Source organism: uncultured Cocleimonas sp. (assembly GCF_947495625.1).
In the GTDB taxonomy this organism is placed as follows: Bacteria; Pseudomonadota; Gammaproteobacteria; order Thiotrichales; family Thiotrichaceae; genus Cocleimonas.
Window position 1 is genome coordinate 81645 of the sequence record NZ_CANLZW010000008.1, and the last position, 16433, is coordinate 98077.

Consider the following 16433-nt stretch of genomic DNA (forward strand, 5'->3'; position numbering starts at 1 on the left):
GACAGGTATATTGTCTAGTATAGAGATAGTTGATTAAGACTGTATTAATTGCATTGAGATTATAATGTCCGTTGATTTTAAGGGACATCATATTCATGGTAGTTATTACACATTTGCTTGGTTCGCTTTTGGTGATGCTTTGGTTTGCCGTTAATTTTATGGGTGAAAGCATTCTTAAGATTATTCCTTCACCTTATGGTGAAGATCTTATTCGATATAAGTGGTTAATCTTAGGGCTGGGTATCTTTCTATCTATTACTGGTTTTGCCAACAAGATAAAGTATAAGCGAAATAATAATAGAAACCGCAATGGATCAAGATGGCAGAAGAATGATTCAAAGATTATCCGTAAAGACTTTGAATCAGAACAGCGTAAAGAAAGTTTCATATCCAGTTATGAAGAGAAGTCTGATGGTAACTACAAAAACTACTCAAAAAGAACCAGTAAGCAAACACTAGAATTAAATGACCTTGCAAAAAAAGTCGAGTGGTCACCTATCTCTGGCGGAGGTGCCAACTTTAAAACCAGTTATTTGCATCAGCCCAATCCATCAAGAATAGAAGTAAAAAAGTCTAACGGCGGTAAACTCTTCTCAGCAATCTTCATCTTCATGGGGTGTTTTGTGCCCGGTATCATTGCTTATCAAATGTTTAAGGAGGAAGGTTTTGGTTGGGCAATTTTGGGAATGATAGCGTTTGGTTCAATTTTTGTTGCTGTTGGGGTAGCAATGTTGTTTTACCCCAAGCCACGAATTTTTGATAAACAACTTGGCTGGTTCTGGTCAGGGAGCAAGGGATTAATGAGTGAGCAAGAATTATCAATACTTAAAAAGTCCGCACGTATTGCTGATATTGCCGCAATACAGATAGTATCTGAACGTTTGTCAGGCAAGAATTCCAGCTACACTTCCTGGGAAATTAATATCATTTCTCACGATGCCCAACGACTCAATGTGATGGATCATGGGAACAGAAAGAGTATAGAAGAAGACGCTGAGAAACTAGCTGAGTTTCTGGATGTTCCGGTTTGGGAAAATACTTAAAAAAATTATTTAATCTGATTTTTTAAGAGATATTTGTGATAACAGAAAATCAACAAAAGCTAAAAGTTTTAGCCAAAAGACAAGAACCTCAGTTAACACAACTGGAACTAGAGCTTGATTGGACGCCAATATCAGATAGTGGCTCAAGTTTTAAAACAGCTGCATTCAACCAAGTAAATAATTCACGTATAGTAAGCAAAAAAACAATAGGTGTATGGCTTTTTACCCTTGCTGTTAACTTTATAGCATTATTAATTTCAGGACTTCTTACATACACTATTGTTATAGAAGAAAGTCCTGAATTGTTAATGATTCTTTCATCAATACTAGCATTTTCTCTAATTTTTGTTATTGCAGGAATTTGGTTGATATTTAATCCAAAACCTTGGAATTTTGATAAAAACAAGGAGTGGCTTTGGCAAGGATCTAAAAATTTAAATAATGAGCAAGATTTTTTGCAATTTAAAGAAGCAGCTAGATTATCTACTATTGCTGCAATACAAATATTACCCAAAATAATTTCTGATGAATCAAAATACACATCATGGGAATTTAATCTTGTCTGCAAAAATGGCAAAAGAATAAACATTATGGATCATGCAAACAAAAAGAGTATTGAAGAAGATGCACAAATGCTTGGTGAATTTCTTGATGTCCCTGTCTGGGAAAATACCTAAAAGGTAAAGGTTTACATTAATCTTACGAGCAATATTTTATTTGCCGATTAAAAAAGTGCCCAAAAGTAGGGGGGTGACTTATAATTTTATTGTTATTTTTCTATCTTTAATATGAAAAATGGCATGAACTAAAACTAAGCCCGCTGCCTTTTATGAGTACTATGATTGGTAAACGAATAAACCAGTATTTGAGACTGTAACTAATTCTGTGTAACTGCCCGTTTTAAACATAGTCTTTTAAGCGGTCTTCAAACTCGATAATAAACCTATTCAGTGCTGGCTTCCAATTCCTAATCGGCATCGTCCATTTTTTGGATGCTTACTTATATCGCCAAATAAACCACTTTTTGTGCAGATTCATCCGTGTGAAAGAGCTTTCGCTTTTTCACGGCTTTGCGAATCACGCTGTTGAGTGATTCGATAGCATTAGTAGTATAGATCGATTTGCGTATATCCTCTGGATAGTTGAACAAGGTATTGAGGTTTTCCCAGTGAGCGCGCCATGAGCAACTGATTTGAGGGTATTTGTCATCCCAACGTTCTGCAAAGGTATCTAAGGTGTGCAGGGCTTCTTGCTCGGTGATGGAACGATATATTTGCTTTAAGTCGGCTGCGACTGCCTTGTAATCTTTCCACGGCACATATTTCATTGCATTACGTACCATGTGCACAATACACAGCTGTATCTGTGCTTTAGGGAATACGGTATTGATCGCATCGGGAAAGCCTTTGAGACCATCAACACAGGCAATAAGTATGTCTTTAACGCCTCTGTTTTAAGCTCTGTCAGGACATTAAGCCAGAACTTAGCTCCCTCATTTTCAGACATCCACATGCCTAGCAGTTCTTTGTGACCTTCCATATTCACGCCGAGCGCAAGGTAGATTGACTTGTTGATAACGCGCTTGTCTTGACGTACTTTAACCACAATACAGTCGAGGTAGACGATAGGATAAACACTGTCGAGTACTCTGGATTGCCATTCAATGACTTGTTCTGTGACTGCATCAGTGACGCGTGAAATGAGTTGAGGTGAGACTTCAGCACCGTACATTTTCTGGAAAGTGGCGACAATTTCTCGTGTTGACATACCCTTGGCATATAACCAAAGGATCTTGTCATTCATGGAGGTGAAGCGCGTCTGGTTCTTCTTAACTAGCTCTTGTTCAAACTCACCTTGTCTGTCTCTGGGTGTATTAATTTCAAATTGACCATCTTCAGTACGCAGAGTTTTACGTGAATATCCGTTACGCTTGTTGTGAATATCAGAGGCTTCATGCTTGCGATAGCCTAAGTGCTCTTCAAGCTCAGCATTAAGTGCGGCTTCGACTGTGATCTTGGTTAATATCTACCTGAAATCATTCAGGTCTGTTTCTGTTTTAATACCTTTTGCTGCCTCTTTGGCAAAGGCTTCTAGTTCTGATTTGTTCATAATTTACCTATCCTTATCCTGATGGATTAATGATAGGCAATTACACAGATTTTGTTACAGTCTCGAATAATCTATAAACATTCGTCAGGCTAAAATTCATTTAGCCATTTTAATCCATATATTTAGCAAGCACACTCTGTAGAACTTCTTTGTCTAGTCGTGCACCAAAGGTAGCAACCGTTCTTGCTGCTGACTCGCTGGCTAACTTGCCTGCATCATGATCACTCATGCCTTGCGTTAAACCATACATGAAGGCACCTGCGAACATATCACCAGCACCGTTAGTATCTATAGCTGTTACTTTATTAGCTTCGATATTTACTTGTTTATCTTTTGATATAACCATTGCACCTTTACTTCCTAAAGTAACAACAAGTTTATCTGTTATTTTTTGCAGATCTAAAATTGCATCATCCAGATTTTCTTTACCGGTGTAAGTACAAGCTTCTTCTTCATTACAAAATAAGACATCAACACCTTCGCCAATGATTTCACTCACACCTTCTTTAAAGTAGGTGACCATGGCTGGATCAGAGAATGTAAATGCAGTCTTTACATTGTTTTGTTTAGCGATATTTCGAGCTTCTATGGCAGCATTACGAGATACGTCTGATGTAACCAGGTAACCTTCGATATATAAAAACTCCGAATTTATCAAGTCTTCAATGTGTAAATCATCTACCGAGAAGTCTGAGGTAATACCCAAATATGTGTTCATGGTTCTTTCTGCATCATCAGTAACCATAACCAGGCATTTACCTGTTATGCCATCACCCTTAATTTGATCTAATTTGGTTGTGACACCTGCTACAGCGAGATCTTTCATATAAAAATCGCCTGTTTCATCATCGGCAACTTTACACGCATAAAAAGTATTACCACCTAGCTGGCTTATTGCAACAATGGTATTTGCCGCAGATCCGCCGCCTGCTCTTTTCTTAAGGCCAAAACTTTCTTTTAAGTTCGCCAATAAGTTGCTTAATTGATCTTCTTCAATTAGCGTCATGAGACCTTTTTCGATGCCGTTTTCAGCAAGAAAAGATTCAGTAACTTCAAATTCTTTGTCTACTAATGCGTTGCCAATGCCATATACATGGTATTTCATAAATGTTATCTCTTGATATAAATTTAATATTTGGCGCGTAATTTAACAGATTTTGGTAAAAACAAATACTTGAATTACGATACAATAGCTACATTATCTTATTAATAATAATATGGAGAATGTAGAACTTAAATGAATTACCAACACATCGAAATACCTGAGTCAGGAACAAAAATAACGACAAATAGTGACTTCTCATTGAATGTTCCGGATATGCCTATTATTCCTTACATTGAAGGGGATGGTATTGGTATTGATATCACCCCAGTAATGAAAAAAGTGATAAATGCCGCTGTTGAAAAGGCTTACGGTGGATCGAAACAAATCCAGTGGATGGAAATATTCGCAGGCGAGAAAGCGACTAAAGTGTATGGTGCTGATGTCTGGATGCCAGAAGAAACCATGCATGCAATAAAAGATTATGTGGTTTCTCTTAAAGGACCTTTAACTACTCCCGTTGGTGGTGGAATTCGTTCATTAAATGTAACACTCAGACAAGAATTAGATTTATATAATTGCTTGCGTCCAATCCGTTATTACGAAGGAACACCAAGTCCAGTGCGTGAACCTGAAAAAACAGACATGGTAATTTTTAGAGAAAACTCTGAAGATATTTACGCAGGTATTGAATGGGAAAGTGGTACTCCAGAAGCGAAAAAAATTATCGACTTTTTACAGAATGAAATGGGTGTTACAAAAATTCGTTTTCCTGAGACTTCTGGAATTGGTATAAAACCAGTTTCAAAAGAAGGTTCAGAAAGATTGATTCGTAAAGCTTTGCAATATGCAATTGATAATGACAAAGCAAGTATGACCCTTGTTCACAAAGGGAATATCATGAAGTTCACCGAAGGTGGCTTTAAGCAATGGGGCTATGAATTAGCAAAGAATGAATTCGGTGCGACTGAATTAAATGGCGGTCCATGGCTTTCATTCAAGAATCCTAAGACTGGGAATGAAATTATAGTTAAAGATGTTATTGCTGATGCATTTTTACAAAACATCTTACTTCATCCAGAAGATTACGATGTAATTGCTACGCTTAATTTAAATGGCGATTATATTTCGGACGCATTAGCAGCACAGGTAGGTGGTATTGGTATTGCTCCAGGTGCAAACATGTCTGATACGATTGCACTATTTGAAGCAACTCATGGAACTGCTCCTCCAATAGCTGGTCTTAATAAAGCGAACCCTGGTTCACTAATTTTATCGGCTGAAATGATGCTTCGACATATTGGATGGCTAGAAGCGGCGGATCTTATTGTTAAGTCATTGTCAGGCGCTATAGCAGCAAAAAAAGTAACCTTTGATTTCTCGTCACAAATGGATGACGCAACCGAAGTTAGTTGTTCTGAGTTTGGTGATCATATGATTTCTCATATGTAAATTCTTAATGATCATTTATGAACAACAAGAGAGTACAGAGAATTTAAAAATGTCAGTAAAGCAGTTAATGAATCAATATATAAACAGCATGAATGAAATCGTAAACCATTCAGATGATGATATTGACCATGAGTCAGGTTTGGTGGTGCAAGAATCCCGCCCGGAAGTAGCCGAACCTAAACGATATATGGTTATACTAGTCAATGATGATTTTACTCCAATGGAGTTTGTCGTAGAAATTTTACGACAGATTTTCAATCTGGATGAAGAAGCAGCGACACGTATCATGCTTAATGTTCATACTAAAGGTAAAGGTGTCTGCGGTGTTTATTCTAAAGATATAGCTGAAACCAAAGTTGTCATGGTAAATGAATTTGCAAGAGAGCATGAACATCCATTGTTATGCACCATGGAGCAAGCTTAGTGGTAACAAGTAAAGTATGTAAAGTTGTAAGAAGGGCTAATGTAAGGAGATACAGATGTTAAGTACTGAAGTTGAATATTCTATTAATAAATTATTCAGGGATGCTAGAGATAAGAACCATGAATTTGTAACAGTGGAACATCTATTATTGTCAATGACAACCAACCCTTCTGCTGGTAAGGCGCTAAGGGCGTGCGGTATAGATATACCCATTTTACAAACAGAATTAGAGAGCTATATTGAAGAGAGCACCCCCCTACTTACAGAGGAAGATAAGCGTGAAACACAACCTACATTAGGTTTTCAACGTGTAATTCAAAGAGCTGTTTACCATGTTCAAGCAACAGGCAAGGGTGAGGTAAGTGGGGAAAATATTCTAGTCGCAATTTTTGGTGAACCAGAGTCGCATGCCGTTTATTACCTAGCTAGACAAGATATGTCGCGTCTTGATTTAGTGAATTATGTTTCTCATGATATTCGCAAAGATGAAGCAATGCTTTCTGATTTTAGTTTAGATGAAGCGAATAGTTCATCAGAAGATTCAGATTTAAATCAAGAAGCCGATCAAGACTCTGAGGAAGCTCAAGAAAGCCCTTTAGAGAAGTTTGCTACCAACCTTAATCAACAAGCTATTGAAGGCAAGATAGATCCTTTGATCGGACGTGAATTAGAAGTTGAAAGAACAGTACAGGTTCTTTGCCGACGTAGAAAAAACAATCCACTTTTAGTGGGCGAATCTGGTGTGGGAAAAACAGCCATAGCTGAAGGTCTTGCTAAGAGAATCGTTGATAAAGAAGTCCCTGAAGTATTAGAAGAAGCCATTATTTATTCCCTAGACTTAGGGGCCATAGTTGCGGGCACTAAATACAGAGGAGATTTTGAGAAGCGCTTAAAAGGTGTTCTGAATCAAATCAAAAAAGAAGAACACGCGATTTTATTTATTGATGAAATACACATCATGATAGGAGCTGGCGCTACTTCTGGTGGAACGATGGATGCGTCTAACTTACTTAAGCCTATGCTGGCTACGGGTGAGCTTAAGTGTATCGGATCTACTACTTTTCAGGAATACCATAGTATTTTTGAAAAAGAGAGAGCACTTTCTCGACGTTTCCAGAAAATCGATATCAAAGAGCCAAGTGTTAATGAGACTGTCAAAATACTTAAAGGCTTAAAGTCTAGATTTGAAGAGCACCATGGTGTGACTTATACGATACCTGCACTAGTGTCAGCAGTAAAATTGGCAGAAAGATATATCACAGATCGTTTCCTTCCTGATAAAGCTATTGACGTGATTGATGAAGCTGGTGCAAATAGACAGCTGCAGCCAAAATCTACCCGTAAAAAGAAAATTACAGTTAAAGATGTTGAAGCAATAGTTGCTAAAATTGCTCGTATACCGCCGAAAACGGTTTCAAGCACAGACATGGAAGTACTTAGAAACTTAGACCTCAATTTAAAACGCGTTGTCTTTGGTCAAGATATGGCTATCGATCAATTAGTTACTGCGGTAAAAATGTCCCGTTCAGGCTTGCGTGATGACTCAAAACCTATAGGATCATTTGTATTTGCTGGACCTACTGGTGTTGGTAAAACTGAAGTCACCAATCAACTTGCTGAAAATCTGGGCATAGAATTACTTCGTTTCGATATGTCTGAGTATATGGAACGACATACGGTTTCACGATTAATTGGTGCACCTCCCGGATATGTTGGCTTTGATGATGGCGGCTTATTGACTGATGCGGTTAATAAAAACCCTCATGCGGTTTTACTGCTAGATGAAATTGAAAAAGCACACCCAGATGTTTTCAATCTACTATTGCAAGTAATGGATAATGGTTTCCTTACTGATAGTACTGGACGTAAAGTCGATTTCAGAAATGTCATTCTTGTCATGACTAGTAACGCTGGCGCTGAAAATATCAGTCGAAGCTCTATGGGTTTCACTAAACAAGATCATTCCTTGGATACGATGAAAGCTATTGAACAGGTTTTCACTCCTGAGTTTAGAAATCGTTTAGATGGTGTTATTCAATTCAAATCTCTGGATGAGAGCGTCATCATTTCTATTGTTGATAAGTTCCTAATTAGGCTTGAGGCTCAACTTCAAGATAAGAAGGTGACTCTTATTGTGGATGATAAGGCTAAGCGTTGGTTAGCAAAAACAGGTCATGATCCAGTGATGGGCGCACGCCCAATGGAACGATTGATTCAAGAGAAGATAAAGAAGAACTTGGCCGATGAGATTCTTTTTGGCAAGCTAAGCAAAGATGGCGGTACAGTAAGAATTACAGAAAAGGCTGATGAATTAAAACTCACTTTTGAGTCTAAGGCAGTACCTGCTTAATGCTTTTTTAAGTTTATAATTAGATGAGTTTTAAATTTCTGTTCAATAAAAAAGCCAAAGTATAAACTTTGGCTTTTTTATGTTTGTTCTTAATAGTTAGTTGTTAGTTTTAGCTACTGATCGCTTTAAAAACTTAAGTAGCGTCTTTAATTACACTGAAGATTTATGTGCAAATTTATTATTATGCAGATATATTACTTCAGCAATATGTCGATTATCTTTGTTTTCATTCGGATATAACTTTTCATTGATATTAGAATCTATTCTGTCGAATGTTGTATCGTCAACAACACCTGAGTTATATAAACACTCCAGGTTGTATATCAAGTTGTTATATTGTTCTTCGGTATTATTTTGGTGTGTAGATACATCAATAACGCTATCTAAATTGTCGTCTTTTGATATTCTTTTAGTTAACTCATCAACAAAATCTTTAATTTCATCATTATTAGATGAATCCGCATCTAAACTAAATTTGTACATGTATTGATTGTTAGATGGTCTGTGAAGTGAATATATTCTTTTTGATTTTGATTTAAAAAACAAAAGTACCATGCTGGACAATATTAGAGAAAAACTTAATAAAGTTAATATGAATTCCAGTCTATTGGGAAATGTAAATTGAAATAAAGATATACTTCCAGCCACTATAAGCAGCGAAGCAATTAAAATATGATTGTGCTTATTTAGTTGAGTTTTTTGAACATTCAGATATGCGTCAGTTAAATCGATTTTGTGATGAACGCTACCTATGGCAGATATTTCATTGACCTCTAGATTATTACTTGTAGATATCTTTAATTCGGTAGTTTTAAATAGACTACTTAAATAGATAAAATGTGAGTAGAGTTCTTTTTTCATCTTAAGAATCAGCTTTCAAAAGAATGAATATACTTCACATTTCCCCTTAATAATTTTAAAACTACCTTGTCCGTATTGTTACTCTGATTAAGCAAGTAAACGCTGATATATAGCAGATGAATGGCATCCTGCTACTTTCGGCCGCCAATTAATTCATTCTGTAATTTCTGCAAATCTTCCCACCTACCTTCACTCGCAAGTTTCGCTTGTTGCGGCCAACTCTCTGGCTCATGAACTCTATATTGAGGGCCACCTTCATCTAATAAATTCTTTAAGAAATCTCTTTCTTGTTTAGATAAGTCCTTGAATGTATGTATTCCAGATTTTCCTAATAATTCTTGTATTTTAGGCCCAATGCCTTCAATTTTTTTCAAGTCATCTTTAGCTTTGGTTTCAGAATCCAGGGAGATATCTTTATTTTCGCTTATAAGTGATTTTTGATAATCTGCTAGAGCTTTCCAATCATTGTTGTGTGCCATCCCAGCTTGATGCGGCCAAGTGTCTGGGTTATGCATATTAAATGAATTGCCAGCGCTTTCCAGAATGTCTTTCAAGCGTTGTTGTTTAGAATTATGAAGTTGACTGAAGGTGTAAATACCATTTTTATTTAAAAGCTCTTCAATCTTTGGTCCTACGCCCTCAATTCTCTTCAGATCATCGTAATCTTTTAATTCATTTTCGTTAAAGTTTTCATCATGGTTATCATTTGATGAAGGACTAATATCTGGATTCACTGTTGTTTCAGAATGCATGAACTCCTGATAAATGTTTAATTCTTCCCATTGACCTTTTTCAGCCATGGCAGCTTGATGGGGCCAGGATTCAGTTTCATTATTACTAAACCGGCTATCAGCATCTACAATGTAATTTTTTAATACCTCAGTATCCGAATTACTTAGCTGTTGGAACGAATTAATTCCCTTTGAGTGTAATATTTCTTCAATTCTGGGACCTATACCTTCAATAACTTTTAAATCGTCAGAGGCAATTGATATTGGTTGATTTGCGATATTTAGAGAAGCTTTCTGTGAACGGGAAATAAAAGCTTGATATTCGTTTAGTTTATTCCAATCACCTTTGGCAGCTAAACTAGCCTGATGAGGCCAGGTTTCTATTTCTTTTCTATTTGTGTTTTTGGAGATAAATTTATCTTGAAGACTTTGTAAAGTTTGTCTTTTAATATCTCTTAAATCAGTGAAAGAATTTACACCTTCCTGTTTTAGGATAGTCTGTACCTCGGGTGTTATACCACTTATTTTGGTTAAGTTATCAATACGAGGAGTTGTGTATGGTTGATCGTTATTATTTTTTACAACTCGAACTTCGCCTGTAGTTTGAGGCACATATTTTTTTTCTACAAATTTAGGAGAATTAAGTGATTGTTTAAAGTTATCTGTAGTTGAGTGATCAGGATTTATACCTTGAACTTCATTGCTACTGAATAACTTTTTAAGTAACCAACACAATATACAACCAAGTAAAAAAGCACCGAGTAGCATTATTAAGATTTCACTGGTGGCATCTTGATTATTAAAATTTCTGGTTACATCATTGTTAAACATAATTACTTCCTTAATACGCTTTAACTATCTAGTTGTATAATTTTTTAATGAATATCTAGTTCTATATTTTTTGCAAAGGAACTATTTCTACACGCCTATTCATTAATCTTCCTTTTTCTGTTTTATTATCTTTAATGGGATCTGACTCACCGCGAGACATTATGTCTATTTGAGCTATCGGTGCACCTTTGTTTAACAAAAACTCACGTATAACCATGACTCTTTTTATGCCTAGGGCGAGATTTGCTTTTTCTGATCCAATATTGTCAGTGTGACCCGTTAAAGTAATTGTGTTTTCTGGGCTTTTAGTCATCCACGCAGCAATCTCATCAAAGTACTTAATTGCATCTTCGCTGTATTTGGGCTTTGCTGAGTAAAATGGGAAGTACAAACGAGCAGACTTGATATCTGCCTTTGTGGTGGAATCAATATATTCTATATTTAAGCTTTTTGAATCTACCTCTGCTTCAACTATTTTTTGTTCTTTTGAAGCGTTAGTATTTGTAGTATCAGTTTCTACTTTCTCTTTAGCTTCATCTTTTTTGATGTCATTAACTGTAGCTAAACCTTTAGTCATATCTTGAGTATCACTATCAGTAGTATCATCAGAAACAACTACTTTTACAGAATCACTTTTATCGTCTTGTAAGGCATCAATGGTGCCATTACCATCAGAATCTAATGGTTCATCAATGTTACTCCCATATTCTTCTGCATCTGGTTTACCGTCATCATCCGAATCAATTTTTAAAGGGTTTGTACCATGCGTGATTTCAGTAGATGTTGGTATACCATCGTTATCATCGTCAGGGTCTACCGGATTAATTAACTTATCAGCATCAGTATCTTGCAAGTCATTACTATCAGGGCTTCTTACTTCATCATTGTCTTTTAAACCATCACTGTCAGTATCATCAGACAATGGGTTAGTACCAATTCTAATTTCATAACGTGTAATAAGTTTATCGTTATCATCATCTTTATCGATTACATTAAGAATACCGTCAGAATCAGTATCTAAGGGTTCATTGATGTTTTTACCAATTTCTTCATTATCATTGATACCATCATTGTCCGAATCAGCTTTCTCGGGATCACTGCCTAACTTCTTTTCTATAGCGTCACTAATACTGTCATTATCCGAATCAGTATCGTCTATTGCATCGATAGCATCGATTATTCCATCGAGATCAGAATCCAGTGGGGCATCGATATTTCCACCAATTTCTTCAGAATCACTAATTCCATCATCATCAGAATCAGCTTTTTTAGGGTTGGTATTCAGTTTTGCTTCAAGAGAATCACTTAAACCATCATTGTCTTGATCTGTTTCTTCTTCAGTATCAATGGCATCAATGATTCCATCTTTATCAGTATCAATAGGCTGATCTAGATTTTCGCCAATTTCCTTAGCGTCAGATATGCCATCACCATCAGTGTCTAATAGCAGAGAATTAGTTCCCAGCAATATTTCATTACTAGTGCTTATTGAATCATCATCATCATCTGCATCTAAGGCATTAATGATCCCATCAAGATCTGTATCTATAGGTTCTTTGGTGTTTTTACCTATCTCTTTAAAATCATTTATTCCGTCATCATCAGTATCCTGACGTAATGAGCTAGTGCCTATTTTTTCTTCAATGGATGTCTGAATACCATCATTATCATCATCCTTATCTAATGCATCTATTATTCCATCTGAATCAGTATCCAGAGGCGATTCAACGGATGCGCCAACTTCTTCGTTGTCAGGTATGCTATCTTCATCGGTATCTAAAAGTAGGGGATCAGTACCTAGTATCTTTTCTTCTTCATCACTAAGACCATCAGAATCAGTATCTATTACCTGGTTAGATGTGATATTTACCTTTTTATCAGGTTTGGTTTCAGTCTTAGGATTAGCAGCAAACGTTTCTTCCGAATTAGAACCACAAGTATTTTTTATATTACAGGTGTAATGCCACCAGCTTCCAACAAACCACAGTGAAGCCGCTATCACCGTTAGCAAAATATAAAATTTATTGGTACTTTTCTTCATAAAGACTAATCCTTTAACTACAAATCCAGTATAAATTTCCCCATATCTTTCTGCAGAAGATTTAACAGGTAGTTGAAAACTGGTGATGCACAGATTGCATATATAACTGCACAGACTCTTTATATCTTTGCAGTTAGATTTTAGTGAATGTTATTCTGATTAAAACTGAATATTAATTGATAAGTGGCATGAGTAATTTATTACTCACCCTTTTTAGTTAACTAATTATCTGGATAGTTTATGAATCCAGAAACTAATTCCCATTGTTAACAAGACCGATGTCGCGAAAACATATAAGCCATAATGTACATCCACTTTAGCTAATACTCCTAGTTTTACAGAAACTAGTAAAAGCGCTACCACGAACACATCAAGCATTGACCATTTTCCAAAAGTTTCTATAATTTGAAGGGTTTTGTCTAGAAAAGATCCTTGTTCAAAATGCATATTAGTAATTAATACCAAGCTTGCGATTTTAATGGCGGGTATACATAAACTAAAAATAGCGATGACATAAAATAAAAACCATTCTTTTTGTAAATAAAGGCCTTTAATCGTCGAAAGTAATGAAACAGTATTTTCAAAAAAATACATTTTTTCAAGTGTTAGTAGGGGTGCTGAGACACCTATAACAAGACAAGCCAAAGAAGCCATGAGTAATAAATTTATTATTATTCCCTGCCTAGGAAAATTTCTTATGATAGATTTCATTCATTTAATACCCATGATTTAAAACTTATACTTGCCTCATATGCCTGTATAGATGATGATTATCTACTGTTTTTCAAGTTTTGAGGAAATTATTGTGTTAAAAGCTTACCACCAACATATCGCAGAACGCGCTGAGCAGGGAATTCCACCTTTGCCTCTAAGTGCAGAACAAACCGCTGAATTAGTAGAACTACTAAAAAACCCTGAAAGCGGCACAGAAGAAGAATTATTAGATCTTATTACTAATCGTGTTCCTGCTGGTGTAGACCAGGCGGCATACGTTAAAGCTGGCTTTTTAGCTGCCTTAACAACGGGAGAAGCTTCTTCTCCATTAATAGATGATTTAAAAGCAACACAGTTATTAGGAACAATGTTAGGTGGTTACAATATAAAGCCTCTTGTTGATTGCTTAAGTAATGACAAATTAGCGCCATTGGCTGTTGAAGCATTATCAAAAACATTATTAATGTTTGATGCATTTTATGATGTTAAAGATTTGGCTGATGCAGGTAACGATTATGCTAAACAAATCATGCAATCCTGGGCTGATGCTGAATGGTTTACATCAAAACCTAAACTAGCAGAGAAAGTTACTGTTACGGTATTTAAAGTACCGGGCGAAACTAATACTGACGACCTTTCACCAGCACCTGATGCCTGGTCACGCCCTGACATTCCATTACATGCTTTAGCAATGTTGAAAATGCCTCGTCCTAACTTTGTGGACAAGCCATTAGAAACGATTGAAGAGTTGAAAGAGAAAGGTCATCCAGTTGCATACGTTGGAGATGTTGTAGGTACAGGTTCATCACGTAAATCAGCGACTAACTCAGTGCTTTGGACTATGGGTGATGATATTCCGTTTATTCCAAATAAACGTGAAGGTGGTTACTGTTTCGGTAATAAAATCGCACCGATATTCTTTAACACGATGGAAGATTCTGGCGCATTACCGATTGAAATGGATGTTTCAAAAATGGAAATGGGTGATGTTATTGATGTTTATCCATACGAAGGCGTTGTAAAACGTTCAGGAACAGATGAAGTTATTGCTGAATTTGAATTAAACACACCTGTATTACCGGATGAAGTGCGTGCAAATGGACGTATACCTCTAATTATCGGTCGTGGTTTAACAGCAAGAGCTAGAGAAGCATTAGGCTTAGAGCCTTCTGATGTATTTGCTAAGCCAGACGAGCCAGCTTCATCAACTAAAGGTTATACTTTAGCGCAGAAAATGGTTGGAAAAGCATGTGGTTTACCAGGCGTTCGCCCAGAACAATACTGTGAGCCAAAAATGACAACGGTAGGTTCTCAAGATACTACGGGTCCAATGACTCGTGATGAACTGAAGGACTTAGCGTGTCTAGGTTTCTCTGCAGATTTAACCATGCAGTCATTCTGTCACACAGCGGCATATCCAAAGCCAGTTGATATCGATACACAACACAACCTGCCTGATTTCATTATGAATCGTGGTGGTGTATCACTTCGCGCAGGCGACGGTATAATTCACTCTTGGTTAAATCGTATGCTTCTTCCTGATACTGTTGGTACAGGCGGTGACTCTCATACACGTTTTCCATTAGGTATTTCTTTCCCTGCAGGATCTGGTCTCGTAGCATTTGCTGCTGCGACAGGTGTTATGCCATTAGATATGCCTGAATCAGTACTGGTTCGTTTTACAGGTGAAATGCAACCGGGCATCACTTTACGTGACATGGTTAACGCAATTCCACTGGCGGCGATTAAGTCAGGTGATTTAACGGTTGAGAAAGAAGGCAAAAAGAATATCTTCAGTGGTCGTATTCTTGAAATCGAAGGTTTGCCAGATCTAAAAGTAGAGCAAGCTTTTGAATTATCAGATGCATCTGCAGAGCGTTCAGCTGGTGGTTGTTCTATTAAGTTAGGCAAAGAGTCTATCGCAGAATACCTAACCTCAAACATTACAATGTTGAAGTGGATGATTTCTGAAGGTTACGGAGATATTCGTACAATCGGTCGTCGTATTACTGCGATGGAAGAATGGTTAGCAAATCCAGAATTAATGGAAGCTGACGAAGATGCAGAATACGCAAAAGTATTCGAAATCAATATGTCTGAAATTAAAGAGCCTATCTTAGCTTGTCCGAATGACCCTGATGATGTGAAAACCTTATCAGAAGTTGCAGGTGCTAAAGTTGATGAAGTCTTCTTGGGTTCTTGTATGACAAATATCGGTCACTTCCGTGCAGCGGGTAAATTACTTCAAAAAGCAGGAAAAACCGTTCCTACACGTATGTGGATTGTTCCACCGACTAAAATGGATGAGCATCAGTTAATGGAAGAGGGCTACTACAGCATCTTCGGTAATGCAGGTGCACGTACAGAAATGCCGGGTTGTTCATTGTGTATGGGTAACCAGGCTCGTGTAGCTCCTGGTTCGACGGTTGTTTCTACATCAACGCGTAACTTCCCTAATCGCTTGGGTGATGGTGCAAATGTATACCTTAGCTCAGCGGAACTAGCATCTGTAGCTGCTTTAATTGGCAGAATTCCTACTACTGAAGAGTATATGGAATACGCTAAAGAGTTAGACACCATGTCAGCTGACATTTACCGTTACCTAAACTTCAACGAGATTGAGTCATATCAAGCTTCTGCGAAAATTGGTGAAGGTAAGTTACTGGATATTCCAGTAGTGGCTGCTTAAGTTAAAAGCTAGCAAACTAAACATAGTGACTTTTGGTCGCTATGTTTAAATACTCTTTTTACTTCATTTAATACTTCTATAAATGAGGTGAAAAGAGATACAAAATAAAAGGTGTTCCAGAAATGGAGCGCCTTTTTTTATGAGCA

11 protein-coding genes and 1 pseudogene are annotated in these 16433 nt (G+C 36.9%); 6 read left to right on the forward strand and 6 right to left on the reverse strand.

Annotated features, from left to right (window positions below):
• Positions 1-95 precede the first annotated feature (95 nt).
• Complete coding sequence (locus tag Q1A31_RS06335) at positions 96-1043, forward strand: hypothetical protein (protein ID WP_299873950.1); 948 nt, start codon at positions 96-98, stop codon at positions 1041-1043.
• 35 nt (positions 1044-1078) lie between these two features.
• Positions 1079-1720, forward strand: coding sequence for a hypothetical protein (locus Q1A31_RS06340; protein WP_299873953.1), 642 nt, complete (start codon positions 1079-1081; stop codon positions 1718-1720).
• Positions 1721-2043: 323 nt separating this feature from the next.
• Here the strand turns inward: Q1A31_RS06340 and Q1A31_RS20975 are convergent.
• A pseudogene (locus Q1A31_RS20975) lies at positions 2044-3068 on the reverse strand (IS256 family transposase).
• Positions 3069-3261: 193 nt separating this feature from the next.
• Entirely contained in the window at positions 3262-4257 is a 996-nt protein-coding gene (locus Q1A31_RS06355; protein WP_299873956.1) for an adenosine kinase, read from the reverse strand.
• Positions 4258-4389: 132 nt separating this feature from the next.
• On the opposite strand from Q1A31_RS06355, the gene icd reads away from it, so the two are divergent.
• From icd to clpA, 3 genes are all read left to right on the forward strand, one after another.
• Positions 4390-5646: an NADP-dependent isocitrate dehydrogenase gene (gene icd / locus Q1A31_RS06360; protein ID WP_299873959.1), complete on the forward strand. Its 1257-nt coding sequence runs from the start codon at positions 4390-4392 to the stop codon at positions 5644-5646.
• 88 nt (positions 5647-5734) lie between these two features.
• Positions 5735-6070 (forward strand): ATP-dependent Clp protease adapter ClpS, encoded by a 336-nt coding sequence (gene clpS, locus Q1A31_RS06365; RefSeq protein ID WP_299874082.1) that lies wholly within the window; start codon positions 5735-5737, stop codon positions 6068-6070.
• Positions 6071-6125: 55 nt separating this feature from the next.
• The gene (gene clpA, locus Q1A31_RS06370; protein ID WP_299873962.1) at positions 6126-8420 is read left to right on the forward strand and encodes an ATP-dependent Clp protease ATP-binding subunit ClpA; all 2295 of its coding nucleotides are present in this window, start codon (positions 6126-6128) and stop codon (positions 8418-8420) included.
• 150 nt (positions 8421-8570) lie between these two features.
• On the opposite strand, the gene Q1A31_RS06375 is transcribed toward clpA, so the two are convergent.
• From Q1A31_RS06375 to Q1A31_RS06390, 4 genes are all read right to left on the reverse strand, one after another.
• Positions 8571-9281, reverse strand: coding sequence for a hypothetical protein (locus tag Q1A31_RS06375; protein ID WP_299873965.1), 711 nt, complete (start codon positions 9279-9281; stop codon positions 8571-8573).
• A 131-nt stretch (positions 9282-9412) separates the two neighbouring features.
• Positions 9413-10843, reverse strand: coding sequence for a helix-hairpin-helix domain-containing protein (locus tag Q1A31_RS06380; RefSeq protein ID WP_299873967.1), 1431 nt, complete (start codon positions 10841-10843; stop codon positions 9413-9415).
• 61 nt (positions 10844-10904) lie between these two features.
• Positions 10905-12884 carry an OmpA family protein gene (locus Q1A31_RS06385; protein ID WP_299873970.1) on the reverse strand — a complete coding sequence of 660 codons (1980 nt, stop codon included), beginning with the start codon at positions 12882-12884 and terminating at the stop codon, positions 10905-10907.
• Between the two features lie 225 nt (positions 12885-13109).
• Entirely contained in the window at positions 13110-13595 is a 486-nt protein-coding gene (locus Q1A31_RS06390; protein ID WP_299873972.1) for a paraquat-inducible protein A, read from the reverse strand.
• A gap of 94 nt (positions 13596-13689) precedes the next feature.
• Between Q1A31_RS06390 and acnB the strand changes: the two genes are divergently transcribed.
• Positions 13690-16287, forward strand: coding sequence for a bifunctional aconitate hydratase 2/2-methylisocitrate dehydratase (gene acnB / locus Q1A31_RS06395; RefSeq protein ID WP_299873975.1), 2598 nt, complete (start codon positions 13690-13692; stop codon positions 16285-16287).
• Positions 16288-16433 lie beyond the last annotated feature (146 nt).